The 22,701-nt window shown below is 55.3% G+C and carries 21 protein-coding genes and 4 tRNA genes; all 25 read left to right on the forward strand.

Annotated features, from left to right (window positions below; genetic code table 11):
• Window positions 1-214: 214 nt before the first annotated feature.
• The 25 genes from birA (at window position 215) to rpsS (ending at window position 22,700) form a co-directional block, all read left to right on the forward strand.
• Window positions 215-1,174, forward strand: coding sequence for a bifunctional biotin--[acetyl-CoA-carboxylase] ligase/biotin operon repressor BirA (birA, locus tag ACM110_RS21475; RefSeq protein WP_416129374.1), 960 nt, complete (start codon window positions 215-217; stop codon window positions 1,172-1,174).
• The gene (locus ACM110_RS21480; protein ID WP_416129375.1) at window positions 1,164-1,913 is read left to right on the forward strand and encodes a pantothenate kinase; all 750 of its coding nucleotides are present in this window, start codon (window positions 1,164-1,166) and stop codon (window positions 1,911-1,913) included. Before birA ends, ACM110_RS21480 begins: the two co-directional genes overlap by 11 nt.
• 7 nt (window positions 1,914-1,920) lie before the next feature.
• On the forward strand, window positions 1,921-2,361 hold the full coding sequence (locus tag ACM110_RS21485) for a hypothetical protein (protein WP_416129376.1): 441 nt from the start codon (window positions 1,921-1,923) through the stop codon (window positions 2,359-2,361).
• Window positions 2,362-2,504: 143 nt separating this feature from the next.
• Window positions 2,505-2,589: transfer RNA gene (locus ACM110_RS21490), tRNA-Tyr, on the forward strand.
• A gap of 23 nt (window positions 2,590-2,612) precedes the next feature.
• A tRNA-Gly gene (locus ACM110_RS21495) sits at window positions 2,613-2,686 on the forward strand.
• Window positions 2,687-2,712: 26 nt separating this feature from the next.
• Window positions 2,713-2,788, forward strand: a tRNA-Thr gene (locus tag ACM110_RS21500).
• A gap of 171 nt (window positions 2,789-2,959) precedes the next feature.
• Window positions 2,960-3,035: transfer RNA gene (locus ACM110_RS21505), tRNA-Trp, on the forward strand.
• A gap of 45 nt (window positions 3,036-3,080) precedes the next feature.
• Window positions 3,081-3,449: a preprotein translocase subunit SecE gene (secE, locus tag ACM110_RS21510; protein WP_338583431.1), complete on the forward strand. Its 369-nt coding sequence runs from the start codon at window positions 3,081-3,083 to the stop codon at window positions 3,447-3,449.
• Window positions 3,450-3,458: 9 nt separating this feature from the next.
• Window positions 3,459-3,992, forward strand: coding sequence for a transcription termination/antitermination protein NusG (gene nusG / locus ACM110_RS21515; protein ID WP_007933727.1), 534 nt, complete (start codon window positions 3,459-3,461; stop codon window positions 3,990-3,992).
• Between the two features lie 117 nt (window positions 3,993-4,109).
• A complete protein-coding gene (rplK, locus tag ACM110_RS21520) occupies window positions 4,110-4,541 on the forward strand; it encodes a 50S ribosomal protein L11 (protein ID WP_007933726.1) in 432 nt (143 codons plus the stop codon).
• Window positions 4,541-5,236: a 50S ribosomal protein L1 gene (rplA, locus tag ACM110_RS21525; protein ID WP_003186095.1), complete on the forward strand. Its 696-nt coding sequence runs from the start codon at window positions 4,541-4,543 to the stop codon at window positions 5,234-5,236. The genes rplK and rplA overlap by 1 nt, the downstream gene beginning before the upstream one ends.
• Before the next feature lie 198 nt (window positions 5,237-5,434).
• Window positions 5,435-5,935, forward strand: a complete 501-nt coding sequence (rplJ, locus tag ACM110_RS21530) for a 50S ribosomal protein L10 (RefSeq protein ID WP_007970413.1) — start codon at window positions 5,435-5,437, stop codon at window positions 5,933-5,935.
• A 75-nt stretch (window positions 5,936-6,010) separates the two neighbouring features.
• Complete coding sequence (gene rplL, locus ACM110_RS21535) at window positions 6,011-6,376, forward strand: 50S ribosomal protein L7/L12 (protein ID WP_034148078.1); 366 nt, start codon at window positions 6,011-6,013, stop codon at window positions 6,374-6,376.
• 220 nt (window positions 6,377-6,596) lie between these two features.
• Window positions 6,597-10,670, forward strand: coding sequence for a DNA-directed RNA polymerase subunit beta (gene rpoB / locus ACM110_RS21540; protein ID WP_338583428.1), 4,074 nt, complete (start codon window positions 6,597-6,599; stop codon window positions 10,668-10,670).
• Window positions 10,671-10,734: 64 nt separating this feature from the next.
• On the forward strand, window positions 10,735-14,934 hold the full coding sequence (gene rpoC / locus ACM110_RS21545) for a DNA-directed RNA polymerase subunit beta' (RefSeq protein ID WP_338583426.1): 4,200 nt from the start codon (window positions 10,735-10,737) through the stop codon (window positions 14,932-14,934).
• A gap of 216 nt (window positions 14,935-15,150) precedes the next feature.
• A complete protein-coding gene (gene rpsL, locus ACM110_RS21550) occupies window positions 15,151-15,522 on the forward strand; it encodes a 30S ribosomal protein S12 (protein WP_002555494.1) in 372 nt (123 codons plus the stop codon).
• Window positions 15,523-15,642: 120 nt separating this feature from the next.
• Window positions 15,643-16,113 carry a 30S ribosomal protein S7 gene (rpsG, locus tag ACM110_RS21555; RefSeq protein WP_002555493.1) on the forward strand — a complete coding sequence of 157 codons (471 nt, stop codon included), beginning with the start codon at window positions 15,643-15,645 and terminating at the stop codon, window positions 16,111-16,113.
• 30 nt (window positions 16,114-16,143) lie between these two features.
• The gene (gene fusA / locus ACM110_RS21560) at window positions 16,144-18,249 is read left to right on the forward strand and encodes an elongation factor G (protein ID WP_416129377.1); all 2,106 of its coding nucleotides are present in this window, start codon (window positions 16,144-16,146) and stop codon (window positions 18,247-18,249) included.
• A gap of 30 nt (window positions 18,250-18,279) precedes the next feature.
• Window positions 18,280-19,473, forward strand: a complete 1,194-nt coding sequence (tuf, locus tag ACM110_RS21565; protein WP_338583422.1) for an elongation factor Tu — start codon at window positions 18,280-18,282, stop codon at window positions 19,471-19,473.
• A 157-nt stretch (window positions 19,474-19,630) separates the two neighbouring features.
• Complete coding sequence (rpsJ, locus tag ACM110_RS21570; RefSeq protein WP_003186070.1) at window positions 19,631-19,942, forward strand: 30S ribosomal protein S10; 312 nt, start codon at window positions 19,631-19,633, stop codon at window positions 19,940-19,942.
• Window positions 19,943-20,022: 80 nt separating this feature from the next.
• Complete coding sequence (gene rplC, locus ACM110_RS21575) at window positions 20,023-20,658, forward strand: 50S ribosomal protein L3 (protein WP_003186059.1); 636 nt, start codon at window positions 20,023-20,025, stop codon at window positions 20,656-20,658.
• Between the two features lie 12 nt (window positions 20,659-20,670).
• Complete coding sequence (gene rplD / locus ACM110_RS21580; RefSeq protein WP_003228735.1) at window positions 20,671-21,273, forward strand: 50S ribosomal protein L4; 603 nt, start codon at window positions 20,671-20,673, stop codon at window positions 21,271-21,273.
• A complete protein-coding gene (gene rplW, locus ACM110_RS21585; RefSeq protein ID WP_002555488.1) occupies window positions 21,270-21,569 on the forward strand; it encodes a 50S ribosomal protein L23 in 300 nt (99 codons plus the stop codon). The genes rplD and rplW overlap by 4 nt, the downstream gene beginning before the upstream one ends.
• Window positions 21,570-21,583: 14 nt before the next feature.
• Window positions 21,584-22,408, forward strand: coding sequence for a 50S ribosomal protein L2 (rplB, locus tag ACM110_RS21590; RefSeq protein WP_008018194.1), 825 nt, complete (start codon window positions 21,584-21,586; stop codon window positions 22,406-22,408).
• A gap of 16 nt (window positions 22,409-22,424) precedes the next feature.
• Window positions 22,425-22,700: a 30S ribosomal protein S19 gene (gene rpsS, locus ACM110_RS21595; RefSeq protein ID WP_002555486.1), complete on the forward strand. Its 276-nt coding sequence runs from the start codon at window positions 22,425-22,427 to the stop codon at window positions 22,698-22,700.
• The last annotated feature ends 1 nt before the right edge of the window (window position 22,701 follow it).

The raw sequence follows: 22,701 nt of genomic DNA on the forward strand, positions 1-22,701 counted from the left end.
ATCCCGAACTCAGCAGTGAAACGATGCATCGCCGATGGTAGTGTGGGGTTTCCCCATGTGAGAGTAGGTCATCGTCAAGATTAAATTCCGAAACCCCAATTGCGAAAGCAGTTGGGGTTTTGTTTTGTCCGCAGGAAAATCTGTCACGCCCTCTTTCTATGCATTTGCCCGGAGCGTGGCTATCATGCGGGCCTCATTGTGAGGCGAGACTTGCATGCTGACGTTGTTAAAGCTTCTTAAAGATGGCCGATTCCATTCGGGTCAAGCCTTGGGTGCTGCCTTGGGCATTAGTCGCAGTGCGGTCTGGAAGCAGCTTCAGCATCTGGAGGCTGAGCTGGGATTGTCCATTCATAAAGTCAGGGGGCGCGGTTATCAATTGGCTGCGCCGCTGACGCTGCTCGATCCTCTGGAGATCAGGCGTTTGGCACCTGTCTGTGACTGGCCTGTCCTGGTATTCGATTCAATCGATTCCACGAATGCTGAAGCGCTCCGTGCCATTGAGCGGCAACAGGCGGCGCCTTTTCTGGTGCTTTCTGAACGGCAAACTGCTGGTCGCGGGCGGCGCGGGCGAAAGTGGGTGAGTCCATTCGCAGAAAACATCTATTACAGCCTGGTGCTGCGTATAGAAGGCGGAATGCGCCAGCTGGAAGGCTTGAGCCTTGTTGTCGGGCTCGCCGTCATGCAGGCCTTGCGTGAACTCGGTGTTCCGGGTGTTGGTTTGAAATGGCCCAATGACGTTCTGGTCGGTCAGAAGAAAATTGCCGGAATCTTGCTGGAGTTGGTTGGGGATCCTGCTGACGTGTGTCACGTGGTGTTGGGTGTAGGTATTAATGTAAACATGCAGATGACCGACGAGGTTGATCAGCAGTGGACTTCCATGCGGCTCGAGTCGGGAAGGATGTTCGATCGCAATCACCTGGTGGCTGCCCTTGGTGTGATGTTGCAGAAGTACCTGGGGCTTCATCAGTCCGCCGGGTTCTCGGCGATTCAGGCGGAGTGGGAGCAAAATCACCTGTGGCAGGGGCAGGCAGTATCGTTAATCGCCGGTGTTAACCAGATAGACGGTGAAGTGCTGGGTATTGATAGTCAGGGCGCCTTGCGCTTGAAGGTGGGTGGTGTGGAAAAGGTTTTCAGCGGCGGAGAGCTGAGTCTGAGGTTGCGCAATGATTCTTGAGCTCGACTGTGGAAACAGCTTTATCAAGTGGCGCGTGACCGAGACGGGCGCCCAGTTGGTTGTGGGCGAGGGGGTTGTCGATTCGGATCGCGCATTGCTGGAAAGCTTGAGCGCGCTCAATGGGCTCGCTCTCAAGTTTTGTCGGTTGGTCAGTGTAAGGACTGCTGAAGAAACCGATGCGTTGATCTCCCTGTTGAAGGCGTCCTTCGATGTTTCGGTGGTATGTGCGGCTCCGGCACGTGAGATGTCCGGTGTGCGTAACGGCTATGAGGAGTTCGAGAAGCTGGGCCTTGATCGCTGGCTCGCCCTGCTCGGCGGGTTTCATTTGGCGGGTGGCGCGTGCCTTGTACTTGATTTCGGTACGGCTGTTACCGCTGACTTCGTAGCTGCGGACGGCGAGCATCTCGGTGGGTTTATTTGCCCGGGGATGCCGTTGATGCGCAATCAGCTGCGTACTCATACCCGCAAAATTCGTTACGGTGATCTTGCCGCCGAGCGCGCTTTGGAGGATCTCGTTCCTGGTCGTGCTACGGTTGAGGCTGTCGAGCGCGGTTGCTTGTTGATGCTTCGGGGGTTTGTGCTGACTCAGTTGGAGTTGGCGCGTAGCTACTGGGGTGAGGGTTTCGCGGTTTTCCTTACGGGTGGGGATGCGGAGCTGGTCTCCGGGGTGGTGCCTGAGGCAAGGGTGGTGCCGGATCTGGTATTTGTAGGCTTGGCGATGGCTTGCCCTTTGTCCTGAGGTATTTATGCGTTGGTTGTTTTTGCTGCTGCTTGTTCTCAATGTGTTTTATTACATCTGGCATCAACAAGAGGCTCCTCTGCGCGCGAAGGACGTAACACCCTTGAGTTTGTATCGGGGATCTCAGCAGGATATTCGTCTGTTGAGCGAGGCTCCGGACGTGGCGAAGGATAAGGGCAAGGCCGCGCCGGCGGAGTCTGGATGTCTTTTTGTAGGCGGTTTTGCCCGTCAAGACGTCGCTCAGGGGCTTGAGCGCAGATTGACTGGCATGGATGTCAAGTTTCAGGCGTTGCCCAGGGGGGGCGCTGAATCCGCCGGTTATTGGCTGCGCGTAGCCCCGGAAAGCCGGCGCTGGCTGGACGATCTTCAGCTAATAAACCTTTCTAAAGAATTCAATGAGTTAAAACATAAAATAATGCCTTGCGAAGGGGTTGCACCCATCGAATAGTTTGCATAGAATGGCGCCCGCTCCACAGCGAACACCGGAAACGGTTAGCGGTGTGAAGCGAGGTCAGCGCAGCTAAGCTCAGGTTTTTAATGAGAAAAATGCTTGACAGAAGGCTGGCATGATGTAGAATGCCGGCTCGCTTAGGAGGGGTTCCCGAGCGGCCAAAGGGATCAGACTGTAAATCTGACGTCTACGACTTCGAAGGTTCGAATCCTTCCCCCTCCACCATTTTAGCGAGAGCTGTAAGCCTCGCGGGTATAGTTTAGTGGTAGAACCTCAGCCTTCCAAGCTGATGATGCGGGTTCGATTCCCGCTACCCGCTCCAAGTTTACAGGTTTTGCACAGTGTTACGCTCTTGTAGCTCAGTTGGTAGAGCACACCCTTGGTAAGGGTGAGGTCAGCGGTTCAAATCCGCTCAAGAGCTCCATATAACAAGGCAGATATGAAAATATCTGCCTTTGTTTTAGGGGTCTGGATTACATTTCGTGTTCGGTGGTGGCGATTAGGTCGTCGGTGCCGAAGGTGTGGTCGGGCTCGCAGAGTAAAATGTTGTAAAGTCTTCTTCGGGCCGGCATAATGGTCGGCCTGATTTTGTTTTAGGTCAGTAGCTCAATTGGCAGAGCGACGGTCTCCAAAACCGTAGGTTGGGGGTTCGATTCCCTCCTGACCTGCCAGATTCACTCGGTGTGTCTGGCTTTCTTTTCACAGGATCTTCATAGATGACTCCTAAAGCTGAAGCTCAAGGCTCTCGCTTCGATCTGCTCAAGTGGCTAGTAGTAGTCGCTTTGGTGGTTGTTGGCGTTGTTGGCAATCAGTACTATTCTGCTTCGCCGATCCTGTACCGCGTACTGGCATTGCTTGTCATTGCTGCTGTAGCTGCCTTTGTAGGCCTGCAGACGGTTAAGGGCAAGTCTTTCTTTGTACTGGCTAAGGAAGCGCGCACCGAGATTCGTAAAGTCGTATGGCCAACTCGCCAAGAAACCACGCAGACCACGTTGATCGTTGTGGCTGTTGTCCTGGTTATGGCGTTGCTGTTGTGGGGTCTTGATTCCCTGCTCGGCTGGCTTGTCTCCTTGATTGTCGGCTAAGGGTGTCCCGTGGCTAAGCGTTGGTATGTTGTGCATGCTTACTCGGGTTACGAGAAGCATGTCATGCGTTCGTTGATCGAGCGCGTAAAGCTGGCTGGCATGGAAGATGGCTTCGGCGAGATTCTGGTTCCCACTGAAGAAGTGGTTGAGATGCGGAACGGCCAGAAGCGCAAAAGCGAACGCAAGTTCTTCCCTGGCTATGTGCTGGTCCAGATGGACATGAATGAGGGTACTTGGCACTTGGTCAAGGATACTCCTCGGGTAATGGGCTTTATTGGCGGTACTGCTGATAAGCCTGCACCAATTACTGATAAAGAAGCAGAAGCGATTCTGCGTCGTGTCGCTGACGGTAGTGACAAGCCTAAGCCGAAGACGCTGTTCGAGCCGGGCGAGTCGGTACGTGTTAACGATGGTCCGTTTGCCGATTTCACTGGCACGGTCGAAGAAGTTAACTACGAAAAGAGCCGGATCCAGGTCGCGGTGCTCATTTTCGGACGCTCTACTCCGGTGGAGTTGGAGTTCAGCCAGGTCGAAAAGGTCTAGTTGGACAAGCATCCCAACCCCGCAGCCTTAGGCTGTGGGGTTTTGTCGTCACTGGGATAAACGCGCAAGTAACCGGGGAGCCTTTCGAGGCGTTTGAACCCGTAATTGGAGTGCCTCATGGCCAAGAAGATTACCGCTTACATCAAGCTGCAAGTGAAGGCCGCTCAGGCTAACCCAAGCCCACCTGTTGGTCCTGCTCTGGGTCAGCACGGCGTGAACATCATGGAGTTCTGCAAGGCTTTCAACGCCCGTACTCAGGGTCTTGAGCCAGGTCTGCCGACTCCAGTGATCATCACTGTCTACAGCGACCGTAGCTTCACTTTCGAAACCAAATCCACGCCTGCTTCGGTTCTGCTGAAGAAGGCGGCCGGTCTGACCAGCGGTTCCGCTCGTCCGAACACCGTTAAGGTTGGCACCGTGACCCGTGCTCAGCTGGAAGAAATCGCGAAAACCAAAAACGCGGATCTGACTGCAGCTGATATGGAAGCAGCCGTGCGTACTATCGCCGGTTCTGCTCGTAGCATGGGCCTTAACGTGGAGGGTGTGTAATGGCTAAGCTGACCAAGCGTCAAAAGGCTATCGCCGGCAAAATCGAAGCAGGCAAGGCCTACAACTTTGTAGACGCTGCTGCCCTGCTGGCTGAGCTGTCGACTGTCAAGTTCAGCGAGTCGTTCGACGTTGCTGTGAACCTGGGTGTTGACCCGCGTAAATCCGACCAGGTCGTACGTAGCGCTACTGTGCTGCCACACGGCACTGGCAAGACCGTTCGCGTTGCTGTGTTCACCCAGGGTCCAGCTGCTGAGGCCGCTCTGGCTGCCGGCGCTGACCGTGTAGGTATGGACGACCTGGCTGCCGAAATGAAAGGCGGCGACCTGAACTATGACGTAGTGATCGCATCCCCGGATGCAATGCGCGTTGTGGGTCAGTTGGGCCAGATCCTCGGTCCACGTGGTCTGATGCCTAACCCTAAAGTCGGCACCGTAACTCCAGACGTAGCTACCGCGGTTAAAAACGCCAAGGCTGGTCAGGTTCGTTATCGCACCGACAAAAACGGCATCATCCACACTTCCGTTGGCAAGATCGGCTTCGATGCCGTCAAGCTGAAGGAAAACGTTGAAGCCCTGATCGCTGATCTGAAGCGTATCAAGCCAGCTTCCTCGAAAGGTATCTACGTTAAGCGCGTTACCCTGAGCACCACTATGGGCCCAGGTCTGGTCATCGACCAAAGCTCGCTCGACGCGTAAGACACAGATTGGCGCAAGCGATTGCGCCAATTGAAAAATTGGGGTCCCTGCCTGGCGGGGGCTATCCAAGACCGTAGGCGACGCAAGTCTTAAACCTCAAGCCTACGCAGATGGTGCTCCCGGTTCCTTACCGAATCAGACACCAAAACGACATCCGGTTTCGACCAGATGAAACGGTAACAAGCAGGAGTTAAACCCGTGGCAATTAAACTCGAAGACAAGAAGGCCATCGTCGCTGAAGTCAACGAGGCTGCCAAAGTCGCTCTGTCCGCTGTCGTGGCTGATGCCCGTGGCGTAACAGTAGGCGCGATGACCGGACTCCGTAAAGAGGCTCGTGAAGCTGGCGTTTACGTACGTGTTGTACGTAACACCCTGCTCAAGCGCGCTGTTGCTGACACTGAATTCAGTGTCCTCAACGACGTGTTCACTGGCCCTACCCTGATTGCATTCTCCAAAGAACATCCAGGCGCTGCTGCCCGGATCTTCAAAGAGTTCGCAAAGGGTCAGGACAAGTTCGAGATCAAGGCAGCTGCGTTCGAGGGCAAGTTCCTCGCAGCTAACCAAATCGACGTACTGGCAACTCTGCCGACCCGTGACGAAGCAATTTCTCAGCTGATGAGCGTGATTCAAGGCGCAACCAGCAAATTGGCTCGTACTCTGGCGGCAATTCGCGACCAGAAAGAAGCTGCTGCAGCCTAAGGCTCGTCAACTTCTCGCGTTTTTTGTTTTTTTCGATGGTCGCGTAGGCCGTCCCCAATATCAGGAATTAGATTCATGTCTATCTCTCAGAACGATATCCTTGAAGCAGTTGGCAACATGTCCGTAATGGAAGTTGTTGAGCTGATCAAAGCTTTCGAAGAAAAATTCGGCGTTACCGCTGCTGCTGCATCGGCTGGTCCAGCTGCTGCTGCCGCTGTTGTTGAAGAGCAAACTGAATTCAACGTCATGCTGACCGAAGCTGGCGAGAAGAAAGTTAACGTGATCAAGGCAGTTCGTGAACTGACCGGTCTGGGCCTGAAAGAAGCCAAGGCTGTAGTTGACGGCGCTCCTGCCATGGTTCTGGAAGCTGTTGCCAAAGACGCAGCTGACAAAGCCAAAGCAACTCTGGAAGAAGCAGGCGCTAAAGTCGAGCTGAAGTAAGCATCGACTTTGCTCCTCCAGCCCGAGCGTTAAGCGACAGGCTGATGGCTGGTGGCTCTTGCCACCGGCCTTTTTCCGTTATTGGCAGCCGACTGGGTCGGTGCTGATAACGTGCTGTAACCACCCGATGCGGTGGCGCAAACCATGGGGTTTGCACGATTTTCTGGCTGCTCCCGTCGGGAGGGGCCAAACAAGCAGGTGACCAAGCTGGGGAACGCTGATGGCTTACTCATATACTGAGAAAAAACGTATCCGCAAGGACTTTAGCAAGTTGCCGGACGTCATGGATGTGCCGTACCTCCTGGCCATCCAGCTGGATTCGTATCGTGAATTCTTGCAAGCGGGAGCGACTAAAGATCAGTTCCGCGACGTGGGCCTGCATGCGGCCTTCAAATCCGTTTTCCCGATCATCAGCTACTCCGGCAATGCTGCGCTGGAGTACGTCGGATATCGTCTGGGCGAACCGGCATTTGATGTCAAAGAATGCGTATTGCGCGGTGTAACTTACGCCGTACCTTTGCGGGTAAAAGTGCGCCTGATCATTTTCGACAAAGAGTCGTCGAACAAAGCGATCAAGGACATCAAAGAGCAAGAAGTCTACATGGGTGAAATCCCCCTGATGACTGAGAACGGTACCTTCGTAATCAACGGTACCGAGCGTGTAATCGTTTCCCAGCTGCACCGTTCCCCGGGCGTGTTCTTCGACCACGACCGTGGCAAGACGCACAGCTCCGGTAAACTGCTGTACTCCGCGCGCATCATTCCTTACCGCGGTTCGTGGCTGGACTTCGAGTTCGACCCGAAAGACTGCGTATTCGTGCGTATCGACCGTCGTCGCAAGCTGCCTGCATCGGTATTGCTGCGCGCGCTGGGCTATACCACTGAAGAAGTGCTGGACGCGTTCTACACCACCAACGTATTCCACGTGAAAGGCGAAAACCTGAGCCTGGAACTGGTGCCTCAGCGCCTGCGTGGTGAAATCGCTGTCCTGGATATCCTTGACGACAAAGGCAAGGTTATTGTCGAGCAAGGTCGTCGTATCACTGCTCGCCACATCAACCAGCTGGAAAAAGCCGGGATCAAAGAGCTGGAAGTGCCTCTGGACTACGTCCTGGGTCGCACTACCGCCAAGGTCATCGTGCATCCGGCAACCGGCGAAATCCTGGCAGAGTGCAACACCGAGCTGAGCACCGAGATCCTGGCGAAAATCGCCAAGGCCGGCGTTGTTCGCATCGAAACTCTGTACACCAACGATATCGACTGCGGTCCGTTCGTCTCCGACACGCTGAAGATCGACTCCACCAGCAACCAACTGGAAGCGCTGGTCGAGATCTATCGCATGATGCGTCCTGGCGAGCCGCCAACCAAAGACGCTGCCGAAACCCTGTTCAACAACCTGTTCTTCAGCCCTGAGCGCTATGACCTGTCTGCGGTCGGCCGGATGAAGTTCAACCGTCGTATCGGTCGTACCGAGATCGAAGGGTCGGGCGTGCTGTGCAAGGAAGACATCGTCGCGGTACTGAAGACCCTGGTCGACATCCGTAACGGTAAAGGCATCGTCGATGACATCGACCACCTGGGTAACCGTCGTGTTCGCTGCGTAGGCGAAATGGCCGAGAACCAGTTCCGCGTTGGCCTGGTACGTGTTGAGCGTGCGGTCAAAGAGCGTCTGTCGATGGCTGAAAGCGAAGGCCTGATGCCGCAAGACCTGATCAACGCCAAGCCAGTGGCTGCGGCGGTGAAAGAGTTCTTCGGTTCCAGCCAGCTGTCCCAGTTCATGGACCAGAACAACCCGCTGTCCGAGATCACCCACAAGCGTCGTGTCTCTGCACTCGGCCCTGGCGGTTTGACTCGTGAGCGTGCCGGCTTTGAAGTTCGTGACGTACACCCGACGCACTACGGTCGTGTTTGCCCGATCGAAACGCCGGAAGGTCCGAACATCGGTCTGATCAACTCCCTGGCTGCCTATGCGCGCACCAACCAGTACGGCTTCCTGGAAAGCCCGTACCGTGTGGTGAAAGACGCACTGGTCACCGACGAGATCGTGTTCCTGTCCGCCATCGAAGAAGCTGATCACGTGATCGCTCAGGCTTCGGCCACGATGAACGACAAGAAGATGCTGATCGACGAACTGGTAGCTGTTCGTCACTTGAACGAGTTCACCGTCAAGGCGCCGGAAGACGTCACCTTGATGGACGTATCGCCGAAGCAGGTAGTTTCGGTTGCAGCGTCGCTGATCCCGTTCCTCGAGCACGATGACGCCAACCGTGCGTTGATGGGTTCGAACATGCAGCGTCAAGCTGTACCAACCCTGCGTGCTGACAAGCCGCTGGTCGGTACCGGCATGGAGCGTAACGTAGCCCGTGACTCCGGCGTTTGCGTCGTGGCTCGTCGTGGCGGCGTGATCGACTCCGTTGATGCCAGCCGTATCGTGGTTCGTGTTGCCGATGACGAAGTTGAAACCGGTGAAGCTGGTGTCGACATCTACAACCTGACCAAATATACCCGCTCCAACCAGAACACCTGCATCAACCAGCGTCCGCTGGTGCGTAAGGGTGATCGGGTTCAGCGCAGCGACATCATGGCCGACGGTCCGTCCACCGACATGGGTGAACTGGCGCTGGGTCAGAACATGCGCATCGCGTTCATGGCCTGGAACGGTTACAACTTCGAAGACTCCATCTGCTTGTCGGAACGAGTTGTTCAGGAAGACCGTTTCACCACGATCCACATTCAGGAACTGACCTGTGTGGCCCGTGACACCAAGCTTGGCCCAGAGGAAATCACTGCGGACATCCCGAACGTGGGTGAGGCTGCACTGAACAAGCTGGACGAAGCCGGTATCGTTTATGTTGGTGCTGAAGTTGGCGCAGGCGACATCCTGGTCGGTAAGGTCACTCCGAAAGGCGAGACCCAGCTGACTCCGGAAGAAAAACTGCTGCGTGCGATCTTCGGTGAAAAAGCCAGCGACGTTAAAGACACCTCCCTGCGCGTACCTACCGGTACCAAAGGTACTGTCATCGACGTACAGGTCTTCACCCGCGACGGCGTTGAGCGTGATGCTCGTGCACTGTCGATCGAGAAGTCCCAGCTGGACGAGATTCGCAAGGATCTGAACGAAGAGTTCCGCATCGTTGAAGGTGCTACTTTCGAACGTCTGCGTTCCGCTCTGGTCGGCCACAAAGCCGAAGGTGGCGCCGGTCTGAAGAAAGGCCAGGACATCACCGACGAAGTACTCGACGGTCTTGAGCACGGCCAGTGGTTCAAACTGCGCATGGCTGAAGATGCTCTGAACGAGCAGCTCGAGAAGGCTCAGGCCTACATCGTTGATCGTCGCCGTCTGCTGGACGACAAGTTCGAAGACAAGAAGCGCAAACTGCAGCAGGGCGATGACCTGGCTCCAGGCGTGCTGAAAATCGTCAAGGTCTACCTGGCAATCCGTCGTCGCATCCAGCCGGGCGACAAGATGGCCGGTCGTCACGGTAACAAGGGTGTGGTCTCCGTGATCATGCCGGTTGAAGACATGCCGCATGATGCCAATGGCACCCCGGTCGACGTCGTCCTCAACCCGTTGGGCGTACCTTCGCGTATGAACGTTGGTCAGATCCTCGAAACCCACCTGGGCCTCGCGGCCAAGGGTCTGGGCGAGAAGATCAATCGCATGATTGAAGAGCAGCGTAAAGTTGCCGAGCTGCGTAAATTCCTGCACGAGATCTACAACGAGATCGGCGGTCGTCAGGAAAGCCTCGATGACTTCTCGGACCAGGAAATCCTGGACCTGGCTCAAAACCTGCGTGGCGGCGTTCCAATGGCCACTCCAGTGTTCGACGGCGCCAAGGAAAGCGAAATCAAGGCCATGCTGAAACTGGCAGACCTGCCAGAAAGCGGCCAGATGCAGCTGACCGATGGCCGTACCGGCAACAAGTTCGAGCGCCCGGTTACCGTTGGCTACATGTACATGCTGAAGCTGAACCACTTGGTAGACGACAAGATGCACGCTCGTTCTACCGGTTCGTACAGCCTGGTTACCCAGCAGCCGCTGGGTGGTAAGGCGCAGTTCGGTGGTCAGCGTTTCGGGGAGATGGAGGTCTGGGCACTGGAAGCATACGGTGCCGCTTACACTCTGCAAGAAATGCTCACAGTGAAGTCGGACGATGTGAACGGCCGGACCAAGATGTACAAAAACATCGTGGATGGCGATCACCGTATGGAGCCGGGCATGCCCGAGTCCTTCAACGTGTTGATCAAGGAAATTCGTTCCCTCGGCATCGATATCGATCTGGAAACCGAATAACACGTGACGCGAATCGAGAGCGGGGCAGGATTGCCCGCTCTCTGCTCCGCCAGGAGGAAAGGCCTTGAAAGACCTACTGAATTTGCTGAAAAACCAGGGTCAAGTCGAAGAGTTCGACGCCATCCGTATCGGATTGGCATCGCCTGAGATGATCCGTTCGTGGTCGTTCGGTGAAGTTAAAAAGCCGGAAACCATCAACTACCGTACGTTCAAACCTGAGCGTGACGGCCTGTTCTGCGCCAAGATCTTTGGCCCGGTAAAGGATTACGAGTGCCTGTGCGGTAAGTACAAGCGCTTGAAGCACCGTGGTGTGATCTGCGAGAAGTGCGGCGTTGAAGTCGCGCTGGCAAAAGTTCGTCGTGAGCGCATGGCGCACATCGAACTGGCCTCGCCAGTTGCCCACATCTGGTTCCTGAAATCGCTGCCGTCCCGTATCGGCTTGCTGATGGACATGACCCTGCGTGATATCGAACGCGTTCTCTACTTCGAGAGCTATGTCGTTATCGATCCAGGCATGACCACCCTTGAAAAAGGTCAGCTGCTGAACGACGAGCAGTACTTCGAAGCGCTGGAAGAATTCGGCGACGATTTCGATGCCCGTATGGGTGCCGAAGCTGTCCGCGAACTGCTGCACGCTATCGACCTGGAACACGAGATTGGCCGTCTGCGTGAAGAAATTCCGCAAACCAACTCCGAAACCAAGATCAAGAAGCTGTCCAAGCGTCTGAAGTTGATGGAAGCCTTCCAGGGTTCCGGCAACCTGCCAGAGTGGATGGTGCTGACCGTTCTGCCGGTTCTGCCGCCAGATCTGCGTCCACTGGTCCCGCTGGATGGCGGTCGCTTCGCGACTTCCGACCTCAACGATCTATATCGTCGAGTGATCAACCGTAACAACCGTTTGAAGCGCCTGCTGGATCTGTCCGCTCCGGACATCATCGTGCGCAACGAAAAGCGTATGTTGCAGGAAGCTGTCGACGCACTGCTCGACAACGGCCGTCGTGGCCGTGCGATCACCGGTTCGAACAAGCGTCCTCTGAAATCCCTGGCTGACATGATCAAGGGTAAGCAGGGTCGTTTCCGTCAGAACTTGCTCGGTAAGCGTGTTGACTACTCGGGTCGTTCGGTTATTACCGTAGGTCCGACCCTGCGTCTGCACCAGTGCGGTCTGCCGAAGAAAATGGCTCTCGAGCTGTTCAAGCCGTTCATCTTCGGCAAGCTGGAAATGCGTGGTCTCGCTACCACCATCAAAGCTGCCAAGAAGATGGTCGAGCGTGAGCTGCCGGAAGTTTGGGACGTTCTCGCTGAAGTGATTCGCGAACACCCGGTTCTTCTCAACCGTGCACCGACCCTTCACCGTCTGGGTATCCAGGCGTTTGAACCGGTACTGATCGAAGGTAAGGCAATCCAGCTGCACCCTCTGGTCTGCGCCGCGTACAACGCCGACTTCGACGGCGACCAAATGGCCGTGCACGTACCGCTGACGCTGGAAGCCCAGCTCGAAGCGCGTGCGTTGATGATGTCGACCAACAACATTCTGTCGCCAGCCAACGGTGAGCCAATCATCGTTCCGTCGCAGGACGTTGTATTGGGTCTGTACTACATGACTCGTGAAGCGATCAACGCCAAGGGCGAAGGTCGTGTGTTCGCGGATCTGCAGGAAGTTGACCGTGTGTTCCGTGCCGGCGAAGCCGCACTGCACGCCAAGGTCAAAGTGCGGATCAACGAAACCGTCAACGACCGTGATGGCGGCAGCGTGAGCAACACCCGTATCGTCGACACTACTGTCGGCCGTGCCCTGTTGTTCCAGGTTGTGCCAAAAGGTCTGTCGTACGACGTCGTCAACCTGCCGATGAAGAAAAAGGCGATCTCCAAGCTGATCAACCAGTGCTACCGCGTGGTTGGTTTGAAAGAGACCGTAATCTTCGCTGACCAGTTGATGTACACCGGTTTTGCTTATTCGACCATTTCCGGCGTTTCCATCGGTGTTAACGACTTCGTTATCCCGGATGAAAAAGCCCGCATCATCAATGCTGCTACTGATGAAGTGAAAGAGATCGAAAGCCAGTACGCCTCCGGCCTGGTAACCCAGGGCGAGAAGTACAACAAAGTGATCGACCTTTGGTCCAAGGCGAACGACGAAGTTTCCAAGGCGATGATGGCCAACCTCTCGAAAGAGAAAGTCATCGACCGTCATGGCGTCGAAGTCGACCAGGAATCCTTCAACTCGATGTACATGATGGCTGACTCGGGTGCGCGGGGTTCCGCAGCACAGATTCGTCAGCTGGCCGGTATGCGTGGCCTGATGGCCAAGCCGGACGGCTCCATCATTGAAACGCCGATTACCGCGAACTTCCGTGAAGGTTTGAGCGTACTCCAGTACTTCATCTCCACTCACGGTGCTCGTAAGGGCCTTGCGGATACTGCGTTGAAAACGGCTAACTCCGGTTACCTGACTCGTCGTCTGGTAGACGTTGCACAAGATCTGGTTGTAACCGAGATCGATTGCGGCACCGAACACGGTCTGCTGATGACTCCGCACATTGAAGGCGGTGACGTTGTAGAGCCGCTGGGTGAGCGCGTACTGGGTCGAGTTATCGCCCGTGACGTATTCAAGCCAGGTACCGAGGACGTTATCGTTCCCGCCGGCACTCTGGTAGACGAAAAGTGGGTCGAGTTCATCGAACTCAACAGCATCGACGAAGTGATCGTGCGTTCGCCGATCAGCTGCGAAACCCGCTTCGGTATTTGCGCCAAGTGCTACGGCCGCGATCTCGCTCGTGGTCACCAAGTGAACATCGGTGAAGCGGTCGGCGTTATCGCTGCCCAGTCCATCGGTGAGCCGGGTACCCAGCTGACGATGCGTACGTTCCACATCGGTGGTGCGGCAAGCCGGACCTCCGCAGCCGACAGCGTTCAGGTGAAGAATGGCGGTACCGTCCGTCTGCATAACCTGAAGCACGTAGAGCGCGTGGATGGCCACCTGGTTGCTGTGTCCCGTTCCGGTGAGCTGGCCATCGCTGATGACTTCGGTCGTGAGCGTGAGCGTTACAAGCTGCCGTACGGTGCCGTGATTTCGGTTAAAGAGGGTGACAAGGTCGACGCTGGCGCAATCGTGGCCAAGTGGGATCCGCACACTCACCCGATCGTTACCGAAATGAAAGGTACCGTGACCTACGTGGGCATGGAAGAAGGCATCACGATCAAGCGTCAGACTGACGAATTGACCGGTATGACCAACATTGAAGTACTCGACGCCAAAGATCGTCCAGCTGCCGGTAAAGACATCCGTCCTGCCGTGAAGATGGTCGACGACAACGGCAAGGATCTGTTACTGCCAGGCACTGACGTTATCGCTCAGTACTTCCTGCCAGCCAACGCCCTCGTCGGTGTAGCGGACGGTGCGAAGATTGCGATCGGTGATGTTATCGCTCGTATCCCGCAAGAAACTTCGAAGACCCGTGACATCACCGGTGGTCTGCCGCGTGTTGCCGACTTGTTCGAAGCTCGTCGTCCGAAAGAAGCGTCGATTCTGGCTGAAGTCAGCGGCACCATCGCGTTCGGTAAAGAGACCAAAGGCAAGCGCCGTCTGGTTATCACCCCGAACGACGGTAGCGATCCGTATGAAGAGCTGATTCCGAAGTGGCGTCACCTGAACGTCTTCGAAGGCGAACAAGTGAACCGCGGCGAAGTTATCTCCGACGGTCCAAGCGATCCACACGACATCCTGCGTCTGCTGGGTGTGAGTGCGCTGGCCAAGTACATCGTCAACGAGATCCAGGACGTTTACCGTCTGCAAGGCGTGAAGATCAACGATAAGCACATCGAGACCATCCTGCGTCAGATGCTGCGTAAAGTTGAAATCGCTGAATCCGGCGATTCCAGTTTCATCAAGGGCGACCAGATGGAATTGACTCACGTTCTGGTAGAGAACGAGCGTTTGAGCGGCGAAGACAAATTTGTCTCCAAGTTCACTCGCGTTCTGCTGGGTATCACCAAGGCGTCGTTGTCCACCGAATCGTTCATCTCGGCGGCTTCCTTCCAGGAAACCACTCGCGTACTGACCGAAGCGGCGGTAACCGGCAAGCGCGATTACCTGCGCGGCCTGAAAGAAAACGTGGTCGTGGGTCGTCTGATCCCGGCTGGTACCGGTCTGGCGTACCACAGCGAGCGTAAGCGTCGCCGTGATGCCGACAAGCCGTTGCGCGTAAGCGCCAGTGAAGTGGAAGCTGCACTGACCGAAGCGCTGAACTCTAGCGGTAACTGAGTTCTGCGATAAATGAGCGTAAGGCCCTGGCAGCTCCGTTCATCGTATCGAGACAATTTGTCGAGGTTCGATGGGTGGAGAGGTCGGGGCCTTGCCTTGACTGGGGACAAGATCCTCTTTAGACTCTTGTACCCCTAAATTTGGCGGGGATTCGTTCCTGCCATTTTGCTTTTCTTGCAAGACAATAGCGTCGCAAGACAACAGTGGAGCTAGTAGATGGCAACTATCAACCAGCTGGTACGTCAGCCGCGTAAGCGTATCGTCGAGAAATCCGACGTACCTGCGCTGCAGAACTGCCCGCAACGTCGTGGCGTGTGCACCCGTGTGTATACCACTACGCCGAAAAAACCTAACTCGGCACTGCGTAAAGTATGCCGTGTGCGTCTGACCAACGGTTTCGAGGTTTCCTCGTACATCGGTGGTGAAGGCCACAACCTGCAAGAGCACAGCGTGGTACTGATCCGCGGCGGTCGTGTAAAAGACTTGCCAGGTGTTCGTTACCACACCGTTCGCGGTTCTTTGGATACTTCCGGCGTTAAAGGTCGTAACCAGGGTCGTTCGAAGTACGGTACCAAGAAGCCTAAGTAGTAGCGGCTTTTTGTAAGAACTGAATTATCTATTTTTCTGAGTCGATAAGAGTAAGGTCGGAGGCGTCCCGTACAGGGCACCGATTCCGAGCGAACCTGAAGACCGTTTGAGGGCTTATCCATGCCAAGAAGACGCGTAGCAGCCAAGCGCGAAGTGCTTGACGATCCAAAATACGGAAGCCAAATCCTGGCCAAGTTCATGAACCACGTGATGGAAAGCGGCAAGAAAGCCGTTGCCGAGCGTATCGTTTATGGCGCGCTGGAAAAGGTTAAAGAACGCAAGAACAGCGACCCCCTGGAAATCTTCGAGAAAGCTCTCGACGCCATCGCTCCGCTGGTCGAAGTAAAGTCGCGCCGTGTAGGCGGTGCTACTTACCAGGTTCCGGTTGAAGTTCGTCCGTCCCGTCGTAACGCTCTGGCAATGCGCTGGTTGGTAGACTTCGCCCGCAAGCGCGGCGAGAAGTCTATGGCTCTGCGTTTGGCTGGCGAACTGTTGGACGCCGCCGAAGGTAAAGGTGCTGCAGTTAAGAAGCGTGAAGACGTGCACCGTATGGCTGAAGCCAACAAGGCTTTCTCGCACTACCGCTTCTAATTTTAGCGTCACTAATTTTGCGAGGGCTTTATGGCTCGTACTACACCGATTAATCGCTACCGTAACATTGGTATCGTTGCTCACGTGGATGCTGGTAAAACCACCACCACCGAGCGCGTCCTTTTTTACACTGGCAAAAGTCACAAGATGGGCGAGGTGCATGACGGCGCCGCGACCACAGACTGGATGGTTCAGGAGCAGGAGCGTGGTATTACCATTACTTCTGCTGCTATTACCGCCTTCTGGCAGGGTTCTGCGAAGCAGCACAAAGACCAATACCGCTTCAACGTCATTGACACCCCGGGTCACGTAGACTTCACCATTGAAGTTGAGCGTTCCCTGCGTGTACTCGACGGCGCGGTCGTTGTGTTCTGCGGCACTTCCGGCGTTGAGCCTCAGTCCGAAACCGTATGGCGTCAAGCCAACAAGTACGGTGTTCCACGTATCGTTTACGTGAACAAAATGGACCGTGCTGGCGCGAACTTCCTGCGCGTGATCGCTCAGATCAAGCAGCGCCTGGGTCACACCCCGGTGCCTATCCAGTTGGCTATCGGTTCCGAAGACAACTTCCAGGGTCAGATCGATCTGATGACCATGGAAGCGGTTTACTGGAACGATGCTGACAAAGGCATGACTCCACGTCGCGAAGCTATCCCTGCTGAATTGCAGGAGCTGGCTGAAGAGTGGCGCAGCAACATGGTTGAAGCTGCGGCTGAAGCCAGTGAAGAGCTGATGAACAAGTACCTCGAGGGCGAAGAGCTCACCATCGAGGAAATCAAGGGCGCTCTGCGTCAGCGTACTATCGCTGGTGAGATCGTTCTGGCTGTTTGCGGTTCTTCCTTCAAGAACAAGGGTGTTCCCCTGGTTCTTGACGCCGTTATCGACTACCTGCCTGCTCCTGTCGACATTCCTGCTATCAAGGGTTCCAACCCTGATAACGAGGAAGAAGAAATGGAGCGTCATGCAGACGACAACGAGCCGTTCTCGGCTCTGGCGTTCAAGATCGCTACCGACCCATTCGTGGGTACTTTGACCTTCGTCCGCGTTTACTCGGGCGTGTTGGCGTCCGGCGACGGCGTGATCAACTCGGTCAAAGGCAAGAAAGAGCGCGTGGGTCGTATGGTGCAAATGCACGCAAACGCCCGTGAAGAAATCAAGGAAGTGCGCGCTGGTGACATCGCGGCCTTGATCGGCATGAAGGACGTCACCACTGGTGAAACTTTGTGCAACGCTGACAAGCCAATCATCCTGGTTCGCATGGACTTCCCGGAGCCGGTTATTTCGGTTGCCGTTGAGCCTAAGACCAAGGATGACCAGGAAAAAATGGGTATCGCTCTGGGCAAGCTTGCTCAGGAAGACCCGTCTTTCCGCGTCAAAACTGATGAAGAGACTGGTCAAACGATCATCTCTGGCATGGGCGAGCTGCACCTGGACATCCTGGTTGACCGGATGCGCCGTGAGTTCAACGTCGAAGCCAACATCGGTAAGCCTCAGGTTTCCTATCGTGAGCGCATCACGAAGAGCTGCGAAATCGAAGGCAAGTTCGTTCGTCAGTCCGGCGGTCGTGGCCAGTTCGGTCACTGCTGGATTCGCTTTGCACCTGCTGACGAAGGTCAGGAAGGTCTGCAATTCCTGAACGAAGTAGTGGGTGGTGTGGTTCCTAAGGAATACATCCCGGCTATCCAGAAGGGTATCGAAGAGCAGATGAAGAACGGTGTTGTTGCCGGCTATCCGCTGATCGGCCTGAAGGCTACCGTGTTTGATGGTTCTTACCACGACGTCGACTCGAACGAGATGGCGTTTAAGGTGGCTGCTTCCATGGCGACCAAGCAACTGGCCCAGAAGGGCGGTGGTGAGTTGCTCGAGCCGATCATGGCGGTAGAGGTTGTTACGCCTGAAGACTATATGGGTGACGTGATGGGCGACCTGAACCGTCGTCGCGGCATGATTCTGGGTATGGAAGACACGGTTTCCGGTAAGGTTATCCGTGCTGAAGTTCCGTTGGGCGAGATGTTCGGTTATGCGACCGATGTTCGTTCGATGTCCCAGGGTCGCGCAAGCTACTCTATGGAATTCAAAAAATACAATACGGCTCCGTCGCACATCGTCGAAACCGTTACCAAAAAACAAGGCTGATTCAGTCCTTTAGGCAAGGAGTTAATTGTCGTGGCTAAAGAAAAATTTGATCGTTCCCTACCGCACGTCAACGTTGGCACCATCGGTCACGTTGACCACGGTAAAACCACTCTGACCGCAGCTCTGACTCGCGTTTGCTCCGAAGTTTTCGGTTCGGCAATCGTTGATTTCGATAAAATCGACAGCGCTCCAGAAGAAAAAGCTCGTGGTATCACCATCAACACCGCGCACGTCGAGTACAACTCGAAGATTCGTCACTACGCTCACGTTGACTGCCCAGGTCACGCTGACTATGTGAAGAACATGATCACCGGTGCTGCCCAGATGGACGGCGCGATCCTGGTTTGCTCGGCCGCTGATGGTCCGATGCCACAAACCCGTGAGCACATCCTGCTGTCCCGTCAGGTAGGCGTTCCGTACATCGTGGTTTTCCTGAACAAGGCTGACCTGGTAGACGACGCTGAGCTGCTGGAACTGGTTGAGATGGAAGTTCGCGACCTGCTGTCCACCTACGACTTCCCGGGCGATGACACTCCAATCATCATCGGTTCGGCTCGTATGGCGCTGGAAGGCAAAGACGACAACGAAATGGGCACCACTGCCGTTCGTAAACTGGTTGAAACTCTGGACAGCTACATCCCAGAACCAGAGCGCGCTATCGACAAGCCATTCCTGATGCCAATCGAAGACGTATTCTCGATTTCGGGTCGTGGTACTGTTGTGACCGGTCGTATCGAGCGCGGTATCGTTCGCGTTCAAGATCCGCTGGAAATCGTTGGTCTGCGTGACACTACCGTCACCACCTGCACCGGTGTTGAAATGTTCCGCAAGCTGCTCGACGAAGGTCGTGCTGGCGAGAACTGCGGCGTTCTGCTGCGTGGCACCAAGCGTGACGACGTTGAGCGTGGTCAGGTTCTGGTTAAGCCGGGTTCGGTTAAGCCGCACACCAAGTTCACCGCAGAAGTTTACGTTCTGAGCAAGGAAGAAGGCGGTCGTCACACTCCGTTCTTCAAAGGCTACCGTCCACAGTTCTACTTCCGTACTACTGACGTGACTGGTAACTGCGAGCTGCCAGAAGGCGTTGAAATGGTAATGCCAGGTGACAACATTCAGATGACTGTTACCCTGATCAAAACCATCGCAATGGAAGACGGTCTGCGTTTCGCTATCCGTGAAGGCGGTCGTACCGTCGGCGCTGGCGTCGTAGCCAAAATCATCGAGTAATCTCTTTTTTGAGATGGCTTTGATGCTTTGAAAAAGCCCCCGCTCAGCGGGGGTTTTTTTATTGGGTTGACACCTATCTGGGGCGTCTATAGAATTGCGCCTCCTTTTAACGGGCGTATTGCGCCCGGTGGGAATAGCAGCCGGAGTCTGAAATCCAATGCAAAATCAGCAAATCCGTATCAGGTTGAAGGCTTTCGACCATCGCCTGATCGACCAATCAACCCAGGAAATCGTGGAAACCGCGAAACGTACTGGTGCTCAAGTGCGTGGTCCAATTCCACTGCCTACCCGTAAAGAGCGGTTCACCGTTCTGGTCTCCCCGCACGTCAACAAAGACGCGCGTGACCAGTACGAGATCCGTACTCATAAGCGCGTTCTGGACATCGTCCAGCCAACGGATAAAACCGTTGATGCTCTTATGAAGCTTGATCTTGCGGCCGGTGTGGAAGTGCAGATCAGCCTCGGCTAAGACTCGGTCTTAGTCGTGTAACGCTCTGAAATGGGCGGCCATAGCGGGTGAAAGCCCCGTACACTCATGAGGTTTACAACATGACTATTGGTGTAGTCGGTCGTAAATGCGGTATGACCCGTATTTTCACCGAAGAAGGTGTCTCCATTCCGGTCACGGTCATTGAGATCGAGCCGAATCGCGTCACCCAGTTCAAAACTGAAGAGACCGATGGCTATCGTGCAGTGCAAGTCACTGTCGGCGAGCGTCGTGCTTCGCGTGTAACAGCAGCTCAGGCTGGCCACTTCGCTAAAGCGAACGTTGCCGCTGGTCGTACCGTAATGGAATTCCGCCTTGAAGAAGGCGAGTACCAGGCCGGCGATCTGATCAACGCTGAAATCTTCGCCGCTGGTCAACTGGTTGATGTAACCGGTCAGTCCAAAGGTAAAGGCTTCCAGGGTACGATCAAGCGTTGGAATTTCCGCGGGCAAGATAACACCCACGGTAACTCCGTATCCCACCGCGTTCCAGGCTCTATCGGCCAGTGCCAGACTCCTGGTCGTGTATTCAAGGGCAAAAAAATGTCCGGTCATATGGGCGCTGAGCGCGTGACCGTGCAGTCCCTCGAAGTAGTGCGCGTGGACGCTGAACGCAATCTGTTGTTGGTCAAGGGCGCTGTTCCTGGCGCTACTGGCGGCAACTTGGTTGTACGTCCAGCAGCCAAGGCTCGCGGTTAAGGGGAAGCTGACATGCAATTAAATGTAAATGACGCTCAAGCGATCGAAGTTTCCGAACTGACATTTGGCGGCGAATTCAACGAGACGCTGGTTCACCAAGCAGTCGTAGCCTACATGGCTGGCGGTCGTCAGGGTTCCAAGCAGCAAAAGACCCGTTCCGACGTTCGTGGTGGCGGTAAGCGCCCATGGCGTCAGAAAGGTACTGGCCGTGCTCGTGCCGGTACTATCCGTAGCCCAATCTGGCGTGGCGGCGGTACCACTTTCGCAGCTCGTCCTCAGGATCACTCCCAGAAGCTGAACAAGAAGATGTACCGCGCAGCAATGCGTTCCATCCTTGCTGAGCTGGTGCGTACTGATCGTCTGGTCGTGGTTCAGGATTTCGCCGTTGAGACGCCGAAAACCAAAGACCTGCTGGGCAAACTGAACAACATGAGCCTGACCGACGTTCTGATCGTGTCGGACGCTGTTGATCAGAACCTGTACCTGGCTGCTCGTAACCTGCCACACGTAGATGTACGTGACGTGCAAGGTTCCGATCCAGTTAGTCTGATCGCATACGATAAGGTGTTGATCACCGTGTCGGCCGTGAAGAAATTCGAGGAGCTGCTGGGATGAACCAGGAACGCGTATTTAAAGTTCTGCTTGGCCCGCACGTTTCCGAGAAGGCTACGGTTCTGGCAGACAAGAAAGGCCAGTTCGTTTTCAAGGTTGCTACTGACGCAACCAAGCTGGAAATCAAGAAGGCCGTCGAAAGCCTGTTCAGCGTGAAAGTAGAGCGTGTTACTACCCTGAATGTTCTGGGTAAGAGCAAGCGCACTGCTCGCGGTCTGGGCAAGCGTAATGACTGGAAGAAGGCAGTTATCTCCCTTCAGCCAGGCCAAGATCTCGATTTCAGCAGCAGTGCTGAGTAAGGAAGGGGTGCATCATGGCAATCGTTAAATGCAAACCGACTTCCCCTGGCCGCCGTTTTGTGGTCAAGGTGGTCAACCAGGAGCTGCATAAAGGCGCTCCTCACGCACCGCTGCTCGAGAAGAAGTCGAAGACTGGTGGTCGTAACAACAATGGCCGTATTACCACTCGTCACATCGGTGGTGGTCATAAGCAGCATTACCGTATGGTCGATTTCCGTCGCAACGACAAAGATGGCATCGTCGCCACTGTCGAGCGTATCGAATACGATCCAAACCGTACTGCTCACATCGCACTGCTCTGCTACGCAGACGGCGAGCGCCGCTACATCATCGCCCCTAAAGGCGTGAGTGCTGGCGACACGCTGATCGCAGGTGCCCTGGCTCCAATCAAGCCAGGTAACGCTCTGCAACTGCGCAACATTCCAGTCGGTTCTACCGTACACGGCATCGAACTGAAGCCAGGTAAAGGCGCACAGATCGCTCGTTCCGCTGGTGCTTCGGCTCAGCTGATCGCTCGTGAAGGCGTGTACGTTACCCTGCGTCTGCGTTCCGGTGAAATGCGTAAAGTCCTGGCTGAATGCCGTGCGACCCTGGGCGAAGTCTCGAACTCCGAGCACAGCCTGCGTTCGCTGGGTAAAGCTGGTGCCAAACGCTGGCGTGGCGTTCGCCCAACCGTTCGTGGTGTTGCCATGAACCCGGTTGACCACCCACATGGTGGTGGTGAAGGTCGTACCTCTGGTGGTCGTCATCCGGTATCGCCATGGGGCTTCCCGACTAAGGGCGCGAAGACTCGTGGTAATAAGCGTACCGACAAAATGATCGTCCGTCGTCGCAAGTAAATAGAGGGATACGACAGTGCCACGTTCTCTGAAAAAAGGTCCTTTTATCGATCTTCACCTACTGAAGAAGATCGAAGTGGCGGCGGAAAAGAACGATCGCAAACCAGTTAAAACCTGGTCGCGTCGTTCGATGATCCTGCCACAAATGGTCGGTCTGACCATCGCAGTACACAACGGTCGTCAACACGTCCCAGTTCTCGTTAACGAAGACATGGTCGGCCACAAACTGGGCGAGTTCGCCGGTACCCGCACTTATCGTGGGCACGTGGCAGACAAGAAAGCCAAGCGTTAAG

This window comes from Pseudomonas sp. NFX98 (genome assembly GCF_047784845.1).
Lineage (GTDB): Bacteria > Pseudomonadota > Gammaproteobacteria > Pseudomonadales > Pseudomonadaceae > Aquipseudomonas.

Bases quoted from the DNA above. Each gene is read 5' to 3' on its own strand.
- birA (WP_416129374.1), top strand. From the start codon at position 215: ATGCTGACGTTGTTAAAGCTTCTTAAAGATGGCCGATTCCATTCGGGT.
- ACM110_RS21480 (WP_416129375.1), top strand. From the start codon at position 1,164: ATGATTCTTGAGCTCGACTGTGGAAACAGCTTTATCAAGTGGCGCGTG.
- ACM110_RS21485 (WP_416129376.1), top strand. From the start codon at position 1,921: ATGCGTTGGTTGTTTTTGCTGCTGCTTGTTCTCAATGTGTTTTATTAC.
- secE (WP_338583431.1), top strand. From the start codon at position 3,081: ATGACTCCTAAAGCTGAAGCTCAAGGCTCTCGCTTCGATCTGCTCAAG.
- rplK (WP_007933726.1), top strand. From the start codon at position 4,110: ATGGCCAAGAAGATTACCGCTTACATCAAGCTGCAAGTGAAGGCCGCT.
- rplA (WP_003186095.1), top strand. From the start codon at position 4,541: ATGGCTAAGCTGACCAAGCGTCAAAAGGCTATCGCCGGCAAAATCGAA.
- rplL (WP_034148078.1), top strand. From the start codon at position 6,011: ATGTCTATCTCTCAGAACGATATCCTTGAAGCAGTTGGCAACATGTCC.
- rpoB (WP_338583428.1), top strand. From the start codon at position 6,597: ATGGCTTACTCATATACTGAGAAAAAACGTATCCGCAAGGACTTTAGC.
- rpsL (WP_002555494.1), top strand. From the start codon at position 15,151: ATGGCAACTATCAACCAGCTGGTACGTCAGCCGCGTAAGCGTATCGTC.
- rpsG (WP_002555493.1), top strand. From the start codon at position 15,643: ATGCCAAGAAGACGCGTAGCAGCCAAGCGCGAAGTGCTTGACGATCCA.
- fusA (WP_416129377.1), top strand. From the start codon at position 16,144: ATGGCTCGTACTACACCGATTAATCGCTACCGTAACATTGGTATCGTT.
- rpsJ (WP_003186070.1), top strand. From the start codon at position 19,631: ATGCAAAATCAGCAAATCCGTATCAGGTTGAAGGCTTTCGACCATCGC.
- rplC (WP_003186059.1), top strand. From the start codon at position 20,023: ATGACTATTGGTGTAGTCGGTCGTAAATGCGGTATGACCCGTATTTTC.
- rplD (WP_003228735.1), top strand. From the start codon at position 20,671: ATGCAATTAAATGTAAATGACGCTCAAGCGATCGAAGTTTCCGAACTG.
- rplW (WP_002555488.1), top strand. From the start codon at position 21,270: ATGAACCAGGAACGCGTATTTAAAGTTCTGCTTGGCCCGCACGTTTCC.
- rplB (WP_008018194.1), top strand. From the start codon at position 21,584: ATGGCAATCGTTAAATGCAAACCGACTTCCCCTGGCCGCCGTTTTGTG.